At 68.6% G+C, this 13596-nt stretch carries 14 protein-coding genes; 6 read left to right on the forward strand and 8 right to left on the reverse strand.

Features of this window, described 5'->3' with window-relative positions; genetic code table 11:
• The first annotated feature begins 21 nt into the window (after positions 1–21).
• The 6 genes from AWC25_RS07685 to AWC25_RS07710 all read left to right on the forward strand — a co-directional run bounded on the left by AWC25_RS07685 (position 22) and on the right by AWC25_RS07710 (position 5070).
• Complete coding sequence (locus AWC25_RS07685) at positions 22–294, forward strand: HypC/HybG/HupF family hydrogenase formation chaperone (protein ID WP_069398683.1); 273 nt, start codon at positions 22–24, stop codon at positions 292–294.
• An 11-nt stretch (positions 295–305) separates the two neighbouring features.
• Positions 306–1436 carry a hydrogenase formation protein HypD gene (gene hypD / locus AWC25_RS07690; protein WP_069398682.1) on the forward strand — a complete coding sequence of 377 codons (1131 nt, stop codon included), beginning with the start codon at positions 306–308 and terminating at the stop codon, positions 1434–1436.
• Positions 1433–2176: a DUF6390 family protein gene (locus AWC25_RS07695; RefSeq protein ID WP_264033826.1), complete on the forward strand. Its 744-nt coding sequence runs from the start codon at positions 1433–1435 to the stop codon at positions 2174–2176. Before hypD ends, AWC25_RS07695 begins: the two co-directional genes overlap by 4 nt.
• A gap of 19 nt (positions 2177–2195) precedes the next feature.
• On the forward strand, positions 2196–3338 hold the full coding sequence (locus AWC25_RS07700) for an alkaline phosphatase family protein (RefSeq protein WP_085166573.1): 1143 nt from the start codon (positions 2196–2198) through the stop codon (positions 3336–3338).
• A 170-nt stretch (positions 3339–3508) separates the two neighbouring features.
• Positions 3509–3961 carry a hypothetical protein gene (locus AWC25_RS07705; RefSeq protein ID WP_069398679.1) on the forward strand — a complete coding sequence of 151 codons (453 nt, stop codon included), beginning with the start codon at positions 3509–3511 and terminating at the stop codon, positions 3959–3961.
• 155 nt (positions 3962–4116) lie between these two features.
• Positions 4117–5070, forward strand: coding sequence for a PPE family protein (locus AWC25_RS07710; protein ID WP_069398678.1), 954 nt, complete (start codon positions 4117–4119; stop codon positions 5068–5070).
• On the opposite strand, the gene AWC25_RS07715 is transcribed toward AWC25_RS07710, so the two are convergent.
• The 8 genes from AWC25_RS07715 to ispG form a co-directional block, all read right to left on the reverse strand.
• Entirely contained in the window at positions 5000–5761 is a 762-nt protein-coding gene (locus AWC25_RS07715) for a gamma-glutamyl-gamma-aminobutyrate hydrolase family protein (protein WP_069398677.1), read from the reverse strand. The genes AWC25_RS07710 and AWC25_RS07715 overlap by 71 nt on opposite strands.
• Positions 5762–5867: 106 nt before the next feature.
• Complete coding sequence (locus tag AWC25_RS07720) at positions 5868–6422, reverse strand: alpha/beta hydrolase (protein ID WP_069398676.1); 555 nt, start codon at positions 6420–6422, stop codon at positions 5868–5870.
• A gap of 74 nt (positions 6423–6496) precedes the next feature.
• The gene (locus AWC25_RS07725; protein WP_085166574.1) at positions 6497–7999 is read right to left on the reverse strand and encodes a cobyric acid synthase; all 1503 of its coding nucleotides are present in this window, start codon (positions 7997–7999) and stop codon (positions 6497–6499) included.
• 15 nt (positions 8000–8014) lie between these two features.
• On the reverse strand, positions 8015–8872 hold the full coding sequence (map, locus tag AWC25_RS07730; protein WP_069398674.1) for a type I methionyl aminopeptidase: 858 nt from the start codon (positions 8870–8872) through the stop codon (positions 8015–8017).
• Positions 8873–8932: 60 nt separating this feature from the next.
• Positions 8933–9517: a DUF1707 SHOCT-like domain-containing protein gene (locus AWC25_RS07735; RefSeq protein ID WP_069398673.1), complete on the reverse strand. Its 585-nt coding sequence runs from the start codon at positions 9515–9517 to the stop codon at positions 8933–8935.
• Between the two features lie 34 nt (positions 9518–9551).
• Entirely contained in the window at positions 9552–11381 is a 1830-nt protein-coding gene (locus tag AWC25_RS07740; RefSeq protein WP_085166575.1) for a penicillin-binding transpeptidase domain-containing protein, read from the reverse strand.
• A gap of 129 nt (positions 11382–11510) precedes the next feature.
• Positions 11511–12365, reverse strand: coding sequence for a GNAT family N-acetyltransferase (locus AWC25_RS07745; RefSeq protein ID WP_069398671.1), 855 nt, complete (start codon positions 12363–12365; stop codon positions 11511–11513).
• Between the two features lie 56 nt (positions 12366–12421).
• On the reverse strand, positions 12422–13588 hold the full coding sequence (gene ispG / locus AWC25_RS07750; RefSeq protein ID WP_085166576.1) for a flavodoxin-dependent (E)-4-hydroxy-3-methylbut-2-enyl-diphosphate synthase: 1167 nt from the start codon (positions 13586–13588) through the stop codon (positions 12422–12424).
• Positions 13589–13596 lie beyond the last annotated feature (8 nt).

The following is a 13596-nucleotide window of genomic DNA, read 5'->3' on the forward strand; positions in this document are numbered from 1 at the left end:
ACCGCAAGGAGGTGCGCCCACATGTGTCTTGGCATTCCAGGACGAATCGTCGAAATCACCGACCCCGCCAACTATCTGGCGAAGGTCGACGTCAGCGGCGTGCAACGGACAATCAGCGTGCGGCTGCTGCAAAACGACATGCCGGACCCCGACGAGTGGGTGCTAGTCCACGTGGGCTTCGCGATGGCCAAGATCGACGAGACCGAGGCGATGCGCACCCTGGCCGCGATCCAGAAGCTCGGCGACGCCTACACCACCGAGATGGCGGCCTTCGACTCGTCGGCGATCGGCTAAGGAGGATCGACGTGAAATTTGTTGACGAATTCCGCGATCCCGCCGCAGCGCGAAAGCTACTCGTGGCCATCGAACACCTGGCCGGAACCGACGGCGAACACTTCAAGTTCATGGAGGTGTGCGGCGGGCACACGCACACCATCTACCGGCACGGCATCGAGCACCTGTTGCCCGAAACCGTCGAACTGGTGCACGGCCCGGGATGCCCGGTCTGCGTGATCCCGATGGGCCGCATCGACGACGCGATGTGGCTGGCCGCGCAGCCGGGCGTGACCTTCACCTGCTTCGGCGACATGATGCGGGTGCCCGGATCGAACGGAAGTCTGTTGGACGCCAGAGCCCGCGGCGCCGATGTGCGGTTCGTGTACTCCCCGCTGGACGCGCTGAAGGTTGCGATCGACAACCCGGACAAACACGTCGTGTTCTTCGCAATCGGGTTCGAGACCACCGCCCCGTCGACTGCGGTCACGCTGGTGCGGGCGCGCGAGCTGGGGCTGGCCAACTTCACTGTGTTCTGCAACCACGTCACGATCGTCCCGCCGATCAAGGCGATCCTGGAATCACCGGATCTGCGGCTGTCGGGCTTCATCGGACCCGGGCACGTGTCGACGGTGGTGGGCAATCGCCCCTACCGGTTCGTTCCTGAGGTATACCGAAAGCCGTTGGTAGTGGCCGGGTTCGAGCCACTGGACATCCTGGCGTCGGTCACGATGCTACTCCGTCAGATTCGTGACGGCCGCTGCGAGGTGGAGAATCAATACCAGCGGGTGGTGCCCGAGCACGGCAACCCCGCCGCCCTGGCCCTGATGGGCAAGGTGTTCGCGCTGCGGCCGCACTTCGAATGGCGCGGCCTGGGCTTCATCTCCCAAAGCGCGCTGCGGCTGCACGACGATTTCGCGGAATACGACGCCGAGCTGCGCTTCGCGATGCCGGGCGTGCGGGTCGCCGACCCGAAGGCCTGTCAGTGCGGCGAGGTCCTCAAGGGTGTGCTCAAGCCTTGGGAATGCAAGGTTTTCGGCACCGCCTGCACGCCGGAGACCCCGATCGGCACCTGCATGGTATCCCCCGAGGGCGCATGCGCGGCCTACTACAACTTCGGCCGGATGCATCGAGACGCCGTCAAACTTGTGGGGCGCACTTGAGCGACACGACAATCCGGCGCGGCGCGGACATGTTCGCCCGCTACGCGCATGCGCCCAACGCGCTGGGCTATTGCGGCCCACCACTGGGAGCGACATTGCGCGCCGGCTCGGTCGCCCAGATACGCGCTGCGGCGGCAAAGTTCTCCGGAGCCTGGCCGTACCTGCGGGTGCTGGCCAGCCTGAGCGGGATCGACGACCCGCTGGACTACCGGGTCGTCGAATCGTACTGGCTGGGCGGCGGGATCGGTGCAGCGCTGGACCCGGCCCAGTTCCTCGACGCGTTGCTGGCGATCATCGGCCCGCAGGCCGGCCACTACTGGTCGCACCTCACGCCGGACCTGGCCCGCGAGGCCGCCGGCAATCACTGCTTCCACGTCTTCGGCGTCTATCCGTGGACGCGATTTCTCGGTCGGGGCGCCGATCAGCATCCGCTGGACGTGCTGGACAATTGCCGAATAGCTTGGGGCACCGTGGTTTCCCGCACCGGCGACACGGTCGAACTACGGTGCCGGCGGTTGGTCTGCGACGGTGACGGTCTCGCGCTGGGCGAACCGGCGGTGCGCACCTTGGACGTCTGCGCCGACGGGCACAGCGCGCTGCCCGGGGTGGCCGTCGGCGACGAGGTCGCGGTGCACTGGGACCGGTTGTGCGGCCGGCTGGACGCCGAGCAGGCACGCAGACTCGCCGACAGCACCCACCGCCAATTGCGGGTGACCAGCCGGCGGCTGGCCCGAGTCTAGGCCCTGCCAGACTGGGCCCATGTCTGGTCCAGCGCCCGGTTCCCTGTGTGATGTGCTGCCCGCGAGTGCCGCACTGCTCGGGATTGCGGGCAGCGCCGACCGGTTAGGCGTGACGGAATCGGTTGCCGCGCAGGTGGATCGGGTCGCGGTGCTGCTGGTCGACGGCCTCGGCTGGCACCTATTGCCACAGCTAGCGCCCAGCGCGCCGCTGCTTGCCTGCGTGCTGGGCGGCGGCACCGGACGGCTGACCCGGCTGGAGTGCACCTTCCCGTCCACCACGCCGAGCAGCCTGGTGTCGCTGGGTACCGGCACGCCACCGGGCGCGCACGGCATCCTCGGCTTCACCGTCAACGTCCCGGGCACCGATCGGGTGCTGACCCACATCTATTGGCGCTCGGACTCACCCGGGGCCCCGCCGCACGCCCAATGGCAGCCGGTGCCGACCTGGTTCGAGCGGCTCGAGCGGTCCGGGGTGGCCACCCGGGCGGTGCTGCCGCAGCTGTTTGTGGGCAGCGGGCTGACCGACGCGGCGTATCGCGGCGCCACCGTGCGCCCGGCGAGCCCGACCGACGACTATGCCCAACTGATGATCGACGAACTGCACGCCGCGCCGGGGCTAGTCTACGGCTACATCGCCGACCTGGACACCGCCGCACACGTCTTCGGCATTGGATCGCCGCACTGGCATCAGGCGGCCGCACGCGTCGACATGCTGCTGACCCGCCTGGTCGACGCATTACCCGCGAACACCACACTGCTGGTCACCGCCGACCACGGCGGCCTGAACGTGCCGCCGCAGGCCCGCGTCGACCTGGACACCGACCCACGGCTGAGCGCGGGAATCCGGGTGGTCGCGGGGGAACCGCGGGTGCGCTACCTGCACACCGAACCGGGTGCCGCCGCCGATGTGCGCGCGGCGTGGAGCGAGGTGCTCGACGGCCGGGCCGTGGTCTACACCCGCGAACAGGCGGTCGCCACCGGCATGTTCGGGCCGGTCGATCCGCGGCATCTGGCGCGAATCGGTGACATCGTCGTCATCTGCACCGGCGACACGGCGGTACTGGCGACCGAGCACGAGCCCCCGGAAGCGGCCCGCCTTGTCGGTTTTCACGGCGGTGCCACGCCCGTCGAAATGGACATACCGCTCATCGTGTTCGAATAGCAGGCGACGTGCCGATTAGGCACGGCACAAGCTCGGGATCGCGGTCGCACAACGCGAATCACGGCACACATTCGCAGTGTTTCGCTCGCCGGAACCCACAACGGACTCCGACCTTTCTCACAGCTTTGGTCAGCTGACGAGCAAGGTTCGTCGGCTACAGTCTGACCACTGTGAACGGGCACGGTGGCAAGAACTTTCGGCGGTGGCAGCCCGCCATCGCGATTGTGGCGGCATTGAGCCTGTTCGTCAGTCTCGTCGCGGGTGATGCGTTGCGATCCCAGTTTTCTGCGGCCTCCCTCCCCGAACCGGCGGCCTGGTTGCACGCCACCCCGGACACCGAGGGCCACGCCGCACAGCAGGCAGCCGACGGCAATGCGGCGGCCCACGTGCAACATGCGTCGTGGGGAGCGTCCCCCCAGCACAAGAAGCCGTTCCACAGCACCTGGATGACACACGGCCGGCCGGATACCTGGCCGCGCATGCAAACCGCGCTACTGTGGCCGGCGCTCCCGGCTTCCTTTGCTAACAACACTTTTCACCCAGGCGAGGGTGATGTCGGCCCGCCCCAGACCCAGCATCCCGACCAGGACATTCTTGCCCTGAACTGTATCGCTCGTCGCTGATCCCGCGCCACCAGCCGGTCGGCACCTCCCTTTGCCCTACGCGGCGAATGAGGCCGTGCCGGTCAGCACCAAGGCAGTGGTCGTTCTCAGCATCGATGCTTTGAAGGGAAATTTATGTTTTCGTGTCATTTCGCCAGCAAAAGAGCGAGGTAGCAGTGGATTTCGCAACGCTGCCACCGGAGACCAATTCCGCCCGCATGTACACCGGCCCCGGCGCGAGATCGTTGATGGACGCCGCAATCGCCTGGGAGGGGCTGGCGGGACGGCTGCGCCGGACAGCGGCGCAATACGACGCGGTGATGATGCCGAGCCGAGCCGCGGCAGCCTACGTCCATTGGCTGCAGGTTCTTGCCGAGCATGCCGAACAGACCGCAGACCGGGCCAGGGCGGCCGCCTCGGCCTACGAACTCGCCCTGGCGGCCACGGTGCATCCCTCGGCCGTCGCCGCCAACCGCAGCCTGCGGACATGGCTGGCGGAGACGAATCATCTGGCTCAAGCGAGCCCGGCGATCGCCGACGCCGAGGCCGACTACGACCAGATGTGGGCTCAGGACGCCGCCACCATGTATGCCTACGCCGCGTTCTCCGCCGAGGTGGTGACCGACACCCCCTTCCCGCCGCCGCCGGGCTCGGGTATCACACCCGACGACACACCAGGCAGCTGGGAGTTGACGTCCGCACCGGAGGTGGTCGCGACCGGCGACGCCGTGATTTCGGCGATCTGCGACACCCTGACTGCCCTGGCCACGTCGCCGCGAACCGCCTTCGAAAGTTCCCTCGCCCCGGTGACCGTCCCCCTGTCGAAACTCGGTTCGCTGTGCGGAGATTCGGATTTCGCGATCAACCGCCTCAGTTATCTGAACAAGCAGGCGACGCTGGCCAACGCGGCGGCGCTGCTCGCGCTGTTACCGAACCGGGAACGCGCCGCGAATGCGGGGGCGGGGCTGGGACGCGCGGTGTCCGTCGGGAGCCTGTCGGCGCCCCGGGGCTGGATGGCCGCGACGCCATTGCCGGCCGCCGCCGAATGGCCCAGCGCCGTCAACGCCGAGACACGCTACCGATTCGCGCATTCGAGGCGTACGAGTTCGCGGCCTCGACAATCGCGTTGAACAGGCGCAGGTCGTCGAGAAACTGTTCGGGATGCCACTGCACCGCGACGGCGAAGTTGGCACCGGGCACTTCCAGACCCTCGACCACGCCGTCGGCGTCCCGGGCGCTGACGATCAGGCCGTCGCCGACCTGGTCGACGGCCTGATGGTGGTAGCACCACGCGTCGGCGGAATCGCCCAACAACGCGGCCAGCCGGGTGCCGGCCACCGTGCGAACCGCCAACTTGGTGAACCGGCCGTAGCCCGCATGATGGCCGCGGTGGCCCAGGACATCGGGCAGATGCTGATGCAACGTGCCGCCGAACGCGACGTTGAGCAGCTGCGTGCCGCGGCAGATGCCCAGGACCGGTAGGCCCCGAACCAGCGCACCTCGCAACAGCGCGAGCTCGAACGTGTCGCGCAGGGTGCGCGGTGGGTCGGTCTTGGGGTGCGGCCGCTGGCCGTAGGTCGCCGGGTCCAGGTCGTAGCCACCGGTGATCACCAGCCCGTCCAGGCTGTCGAGCAGGTTTTCGACGATGTCGTCATCCACCGGTTGGGGCGGCAGCAGCACCGCGACGCCACCCGCCTTGATCACGCCCTCGAAATAGTTCGCGCCCAGATATCCGGCCGGGATGTCCCAGCCGTCGGACTGCACTTGCTCCAGATAACTGGTCAGACCGATGACGGGCCGACCGATCCCCGAGGCGTTCACGCCGCACGCATCCTTTCCTTGACTGCGCGACCACCTTGTCGCCCAAGCTGTCGCCCACGCTCGTCGCGGCGGGTACCGCGACTGCCGATATTCGTTGACCGGGTTATTACCAGGTGCTGGTACGCAAGACGATTTCGGCCGCCAACTGCGCGGTCGACTCCTGCGGATTGCGCCGGCCGAGCAGATCGACCGTGCGGTAGTCCGCGTACACAAACCGCTGGCTGTTGCTGGCCACCTCGCGCCCGTTCGGGCTGCTGACCAGCACGGTGGTGCCAATCTCCACGGGCGGGCAATGATCGTCGCGGACCTCGCCGTTGATGTCGGCCACCCGCGGATGGCCGCGATCGATGACGACCAGTCCGACGAACCGGCCCAACTTCGTGGCTGCCAGTTCCCAGGCGAGGTCGCCGCCCGCCCGGTCACCGACCACGACTGCCCAGCCGATGCCCAGGCCGTCGAGGATGCCGATCACCGATTTGGGGGTCAGCCGGGGGTCGAGGCCGATGACGACGGTGCGAACGGACGCGGTGTGCAGCCGCTCGCACACCGCGTCATATGCGGCCAGCTCCCGCCGCTCGTCGCCGAGGATCACGACGACGACGCCGTTCTCGGGACCGGACACGCCGACGGGGACGGGAAACCCGTCGAGCGTGGTCATCATCGAGGGCACTTACGCACGCTACAGCCAATATTGAGACCGCGCGAGGTCTCTTCGCGTCCCGACAGCGGAACCGATCACGGCGCCAGCCGGGTTGCGATATGCGGGCGCGGGGGCGGTGGCCCAGCGAGCAGGCCGAGCACGGCGTCCAGGTCGAGGTGAGCCGCCAGCAGCTCGGCCACCAGGTCCAGCTGAGCATCCCGTCGCGCCGCGACGTCGGTGTCCGCAGCCACAACGAATCCGGGACGACCGGCCGCGGCTGCGACGGCGGTGAGCCAGTCGCGCCGGAACTCGTCGTTGTCCAGCAGGCCGTGCCAGTGTGTGCCGAAGACCGCGCCCCGCGCGATGCCGTGCGGCTGCCCCTCGACCGCGCACCAGGCCGCCTCGTCGCAGCGAATCAGCCGCCCGTGATGGATCTCGTAACCACTCAGCGGCTGCCCCAGGCGCCGCACCGTTTTCGGCTCGGCGAAGACGATGTCGGCATCCAACAGCCCCAACCCGGCCACTTCCCCACACTTGGATTCCAGCTGGTCCTCGATGCGCCGGCACAGCATCTGCAGGCCCCCGCAGATCCCCAGCACCGGCTTGCCCGCCCGGGCGTGCCCGACGACCGCGTCGGCCAGCCCGCGCTCGCGCAGCCACTGCAGGTCGGCGACCGTCGCCTTGCTGCCCGGCAGCACGACCAGGTCGGCGTCGTGCAGGTCGGCCGGGTCGGTGACCCAGCGGACCAGCACGCCCGGCTCGCAAGCCAGCGCCTCGATGTCGGTGGAGTTGGAGATCCGCGGCAACCGGACGGCGGCCACCGTGAGCCACTCGCTGCCCCGCGGCGGCGCCGGCCGACCCACCACGCGGTGGGCGATGACCGACAGCGAGTCCTCGGCGTCCAGCCACAGGTCGTCGGCGTAGGGCAGCACACCGTAGGTGGGACGGCCGGTCAACTCGGCGAGCCGGCGCAAACCCGGCTCCAGCAGTCCGGGATCGCCGCGGAACTTGTTGACGATGAAACCCGCGATCAGCGCCTGGTCGTCCGTCTCGAGCACCGCGACCGTCCCGAACAGGTGAGCCAGCAGGCCGCCCCGGTCGATGTCGCCGACCAGAACCACCGGCAGGTTCGCGGACCGGGCCAACCCCATGTTGGCCAAATCGGTTGCCCGGAGATTGATTTCGGCCGGAGAGCCGGCTCCCTCACAGATCACCGCGTCGAATTCTTCACGCAGCGCCGCCAAATCGTCGGCGATGATGCCGGCGAGCCGGTCGCGATGCTTGAAATAGCTTGTCGCGCTGACGGAATCGGCGACACGTCCCCGGACCACCAGCTGCGAAGTGCGGTCACTGCCGGGTTTGAGCAGGATCGGATTGAACCGGACGCTGGGCTCCAGGCCCGCGGCCCTGGCCTGAATCGCCTGCGCCCGCCCGATTTCGCCGCCCTCGACGGTGACCGCGGAGTTGTTGGACATGTTCTGGGCCTTGAACGGCGCCACCCGAATACCCTTGCGGGCCAACAACCGGCACAGCCCGGCGACCACCACGGACTTGCCGGCGTCGGAACTGGTGCCCGCAACCAGCAGCGCGCCGCTCACGTGTGCGAACGCGGCTCAGACGACCGTGAGGATCTCGGCGCCAGTGTCAGTGACCAGCAGGGTGTGCTCGAACTGCGCGGTCCACTTGCGGTCCTTGGTAACCACCGTCCAGCCGTCGTCCCAGATTTCGTAGTCCAGCGCGCCGAGGTTGATCATCGGCTCGATGGTGAACGTCATGCCCGGCGTGATTTCGGTGGTGACCGACGGCTGGTCGTAGTGCAGCACCACCAGTCCGTTGTGGAACGTGGTGCCGATGCCGTGGCCGGTGAAATCACGAACAACGTTGTACCCGAATCGGTTTGCGTATGCCTCGATGACGCGGCCGACCACCGACAGGGCGCGGCCCGGCTTGACGGCGTTGATCGCCCGCATGGTGGCCTCCCGGGTGCGCTCCACCAGCAGGCGGTGCTCCTCGGCGACATTGCCCGCCAAGAAGGTCGCGTTGGTATCGCCGTGCACCCCGTCGATGTAGGCGGTGACGTCGATGTTGACGATGTCGCCGTCCTCGATCACCGTCGAGTCCGGGATGCCGTGGCAGATGACCTCGTTCAGCGAGGTGCAGCAGGACTTCGGATACCCCTTGTAGCCCAGCGTCGACGGGTAGGCGCCGTGATCAATCATGTACTCGTGCGCGATCCGGTCGAGTTCGTCGGTGGTCACGCCCGGCGCGACGGCCTTACCCGCCTCCTGCAGTGCGCCCGCCGCGATCCGGCCGGCCACGCGCATCTTCTCGATGACCTCCGGCGTCTGCACCCACGGCTCGGTGCCTTCCTTGGCCGTGGGCTTGCCGACGTACTCGGGACGCGGGATGCGGCTGGGCACCGGCAGAGTCGGTGATACCACCCCGGGTGATAGCGCGGTGCGAACAGGCATGACGCCCAGCTTAATCGCCGCAGCTCGACACCGGACACGCTCGGCCGGTGACCGAGGGGCTCAGGCGCGGCGGCGGGGCAGAATCGAGCGTCGCGGGCCCCGGATGGTCACCGAACCGCAGATCACCCGTCCGGTCAGCACGACGTGCGGCCTGCCTTCGCCGGGGGCATCCCTGCGGCGATCGCGGGCGCTGCCGCCGTACACCTCGACGTCGTCGATGGAGGCGCTGGCGCCGTCGGGCAGCCAGATGTCGACCGAACCGAACCGCACGTCGAGTTCCACCGCCACCACCGGCCCGGCGAACCGGGCCTTGGTGAGCTCGAGCTTGACCGACCCCAGCCGGCGGACCAGCGCCAATCGGGTAGGCACCGTCCATTCGCCGTGCCGCCGCAGCGAGCCGGCCCAGCCGCGTAGCTCGACGCGGTCGGCCGCCGAGGTGACGATCGCACCCGGCCCGGGCAGGTCGCCGACCAAACCGTCGAGCTCGCCCTGGGTGCGCGCGTAGGACACCCGCGAGGACCGCTGTTCGAACTCGTCGATATCAATCAGCCCGAGCGCAACCGCATTGTGCAGTCGTCGCATGGTGCCGTTGCGGTCCGCATCGGAGACGCGCAATGTCACCATGTCGCCGCCGGAATCCGTCATGTTCGCAATTTACCGCGGTCGCGGGCACGGCGTTTCAGGTCAGATAACCGGGCGGCATCGACTCGAACATGAATTTGGTCATCCGGACCGCCCATTCCGAGCTGCCGCCCCCGACGATCAGCGCCGCGAAGGCCAAGTCGCCGCGGTAGCCGGCGAACCAGGAATGCGATCCGCCCGGGAACTCGGCCTCTCCGGTCTTCCCGTAGATCTCGCCGCAGCCGTTGATCTCCTTGGCCGTGCCATTGGTCACCACCAGCCGCATCATCGGCCGCAACGCATCGATCACCTTCGGGCTGACCGGGGTCGTTTCCCCCTCGACGGCGGTCGGCCTGCCCGAAATCAGTTGCGGCACCGGGGTTTTCCCGGCAGCGACGGTGGCGGCCACCAGCGCCATGCCGAACGGGCTGGCCAGCACGCGGCCCTGGCCGAACCCGTCTTCGGTGCGCTCGGCCAGGTCCACCGTCGGCGGCACCGAGCCGGTCACGGTGGTGATGCCGTCCACCGTGTAGTCCAGCCCGATGCCGTATTGCGAGGCGGTCTGGGTCAGGCCGCGGGGCGGCATCTTGCTGCTCAGCTCGGCGAACGTGGTGTTGCACGAACTGGCAAACGCACGCGACATGGACACCACGCCGAGGTCGAAGCCGCCGTAGTTGGGGATGGTGCGGTGCCCGATGTCGAGGTGGCCCGGGCAGCCCACCATCGAGTTGGGTGTGGCCATGTCCCGGTCGACGGCCGCCCCGGCGGTGATCATCTTGAACGTCGACCCGGGCGGGAACAGGCCGTTGGTCGCGGGCAGGCCGTCCGCGTCGGCCGCGCCGTTTTGGGCGATGGCCAGGATCTCCCCCGTCGACGGCTTGATCGCGACGATCATCGCCTTGCCGCCCTTGTTGTCCACCGCCCGCTGGGCGGCGTTCTGCACCACCCGGTCCAGCGTGATCGTCACCGACGGCGCCGGTGATCCCTCGACCTCGTGCAGCACCGCGACGTCGACGTTGTTCTGGTTGACACTGACCACCCGCCAGCCGGCCTGGCCGTCCAGTTCGTCGATCACTTCCTTTTTCACCTCGCTGATCACGGCCGGCGCGAAATGCGGGTCGGTGGCCAGCATGTCGGCCTGCGGCGTGACCACGATGCCCGGCAGCCGCCCGAGCAACGGGAACACCTTGTCGTTGTCCGCGGGCAGCAGCGTGACACCCAGGTCTACCTGGTGCGGTGTCGAGCTGGCCTCCTCGGCCAGCAGCTGCGGGTCGGTCAGCGCGTCGTTGAACGGCCGCAACACGTCGACGATCGAGTGGGTGGTGAAGCTCAGCGACTGCGGCGGTCCGGCCTTGCCGGCGTCCAGCGTGTAGTGGTAACGGAAGCCCGGCGTCAGCACGTCGCTACCGCCGAGCTCGTTCACCGACGCACGCCGCGGTCGGTCGGCGCGCAGCGCGAACGTTTGGTGCTCGCCGAGGCGGGGATGCAGATCGTTGGGTGCCCACCGAACCTCCCAACGCCCCTCGTCGCGGGCCATCCGCAGCTGGCCGTCATAGCTCCAAGTGCGGTTCTTCGGCAGGTGCCAGGTGAAGCGGTAGCTGACCATGCCGGTGTCCTCGGCGTACTTGGAGCTGAGGATCTGCGCGTCCAGATGCGTGGCCTGCAGCCCGGCCCAGGCCGCGTTGAGCGCCTCGCGCGCATCGCTGGGGCTGTCGCTGAGCTGGGCTGCCGCCGCGGTATCCCCGATGCTGAGGGCGCGGAAGAACTTTTCCGCTGCCGGGCTCGGGCCGTCGGGCCGCGGCGTGCAACCGGATAACGCCACCGAGGCGACGAGCAGCACTCCCGCAACAACTGAAACGCCTGATACTGCTGAGGCTTTTGTGACCATCGGTGCTGATGTTAAGAACTGAGGTGGGCCGGGCGGCGCCGACACACCGAGACCCAACCGTGATGTAACGCGGTGGACATTCCCGGCCGAGCGCCGCCGGGCCGGTGGGGCGCCCCGACAACCGGCCCGTCAGTCGAGCAGCACGGTGGCGAAGGTGCCGACCTCGGCGAAACCCACCCGGGCGTAGGCGGCGCGGGCCACCGTGTTGAAGTCGTTGACGTACAGGCTGGCGATGCGGCCGCTGCCGATGATCACCGCGGCCAGCATCGCGGTCCCGCGGGCGCCCAAGCCCAGTCCGCGCCACTCCGGATGCACCCAGACGCCCTGGATCTGGCCGACGCCGGGCGATTGCGAACCCACCTCGGCCTTGAACACCACCTGGCCCCCCTCGAAACGGGCCCAGGCCCGCCCGGCGGCGATCAGGCTGGCCACCCGGCGGCGATAACCGCGGCCGCCGTCGCCGAGCCGCGGGTCGATGCCGACCTCGCCGATGAACATGTCGACCGCGGCCACCAGATACGCGTCCAGCTCCTCGGGCCGCACCTGACGCACCTCCGGATCGAGGTCGCACATCGGGTGCTTGTCCAGCGCCATCAGCGGCTGGCGTTCGCGGACGTCGCGCGCCGGCCCCCACGCGGTTTCCAGGCGCTCCCACATCGGCAGGACCAGGCTGGCCCGCCCGACCAGTGAAGAACAGCGCCGGGTGGCGCTCATCGCCTCGTCGGCGAAGGCGTTGAGGTCGGCGGGCAACCCGCGCAACGGAATCAGGTTGGCCCCGGCGAAGCACAGCGACTCGTCGGCGCCGCGACGGGTCCACAGTTCGCCGCCGATCGCGCCCGGGTCGATCCCGTGATCGGCGACGCGGGAAGCCACCATGCAGGAACCGATCGGGTCTTCGTCCAACACCCGCCACACCGCGGCGGCGTCGCGCACCACGGAGACCCGTCTGTCGCCGACCAGGCGGAAAAGCGGCGGAGCCGACATCTGGCGAACTCTCTGTGGTGCGAACCGACGGTCGATAACGGTGAAAGAAGTCCTACTCAGCTTACGGTCACAATCGGCGCACCGCTTGGTGTTGAGCCAGGACCGTTGTCGGTTCCCATATCGGACGCCAACCGCATGGCCTCCTCGATCAGGGTCTCGACGATCTGCGCCTCGGGGACGGTCTTGATGACCTCGCCGCGAACGAATATCTGGCCCTTGCCATTTCCGGACGCCACGCCGAGGTCGGCCTCGCGCGCTTCCCCCGGCCCGTTGACCACACAGCCCATCACCGCGACCCGCAGCGGCACGTCGAGGCCGTCCAGACCCGCCGAGACCGCGTTGGCCAGCGTGTAGACGTCGACCTGGGCGCGCCCGCAGGACGGGCACGAGACGATCTCGAGCCCGCGCGGCCGCAGGTTCAGCGATTCGAGGATCTGGATGCCGACCTTGACCTCCTCGACCGGCGGCGCCGACAGGGACACCCGGATGGTGTCGCCGATCCCGCGGGACAGCAGCGCGCCGAACGCCACCGCCGACTTGATGGTGCCCTGGAACGCCGGCCCGGCCTCGGTGACGCCGAGGTGCAGCGGGTAGTCACACTGCGCGGCCAGCTGCTCGTAGGCCGCGACCATCACGACCGGGTCGTTGTGCTTGACGCTGATCTTGATGTCGGAAAAGCCGTGCTCGGAGAACAGTGAGGCCTCCCACAGCGCGGACTCGACCAGCGCCTCGGGGGTGGCCTTGCCGTACTTCTCCAGGAATCGCTTGTCCAGCGAGCCGGCGTTGACGCCGATGCGGATCGGGATGCCGGCGGCGGCCGCCGCCCTCGCGACCTCACCGACACGGCCGTCGAACTCCTTGATGTTGCCCGGATTCACCCGCACCGCAGCACATCCGGCGTCGATGGCCGCGAAGATGTACTTCGGCTGGAAGTGGATGTCGGCGATCACCGGTATCTGGCTGTGCCGGGCGATTGCGGCCAGCGCGTCGGCGTCCTCCTGACGCGGGCAGGCCACCCGGACGATGTCGCAGCCCGCCGCGGTCAGCTCGGCGATCTGTTGCAGCGTCGCGTTGACGTCGTGCGTTTTGGTGGTGCACATCGACTGCACCGAGATCGGATACTCGCTGCCGACCCCGACGTCGCGGACCATCAACTGTCGCGTGGTCCGCCGGGGGGCGAGCGTGGGCGCCGGAGCCTCCGGCATGCCCAAGCCAATCGTCACTGTTCCCC

The organism is Mycobacterium sherrisii (assembly GCF_002102355.1).
GTDB classification, from domain to species: domain Bacteria; phylum Actinomycetota; class Actinomycetes; order Mycobacteriales; family Mycobacteriaceae; genus Mycobacterium; species Mycobacterium sherrisii.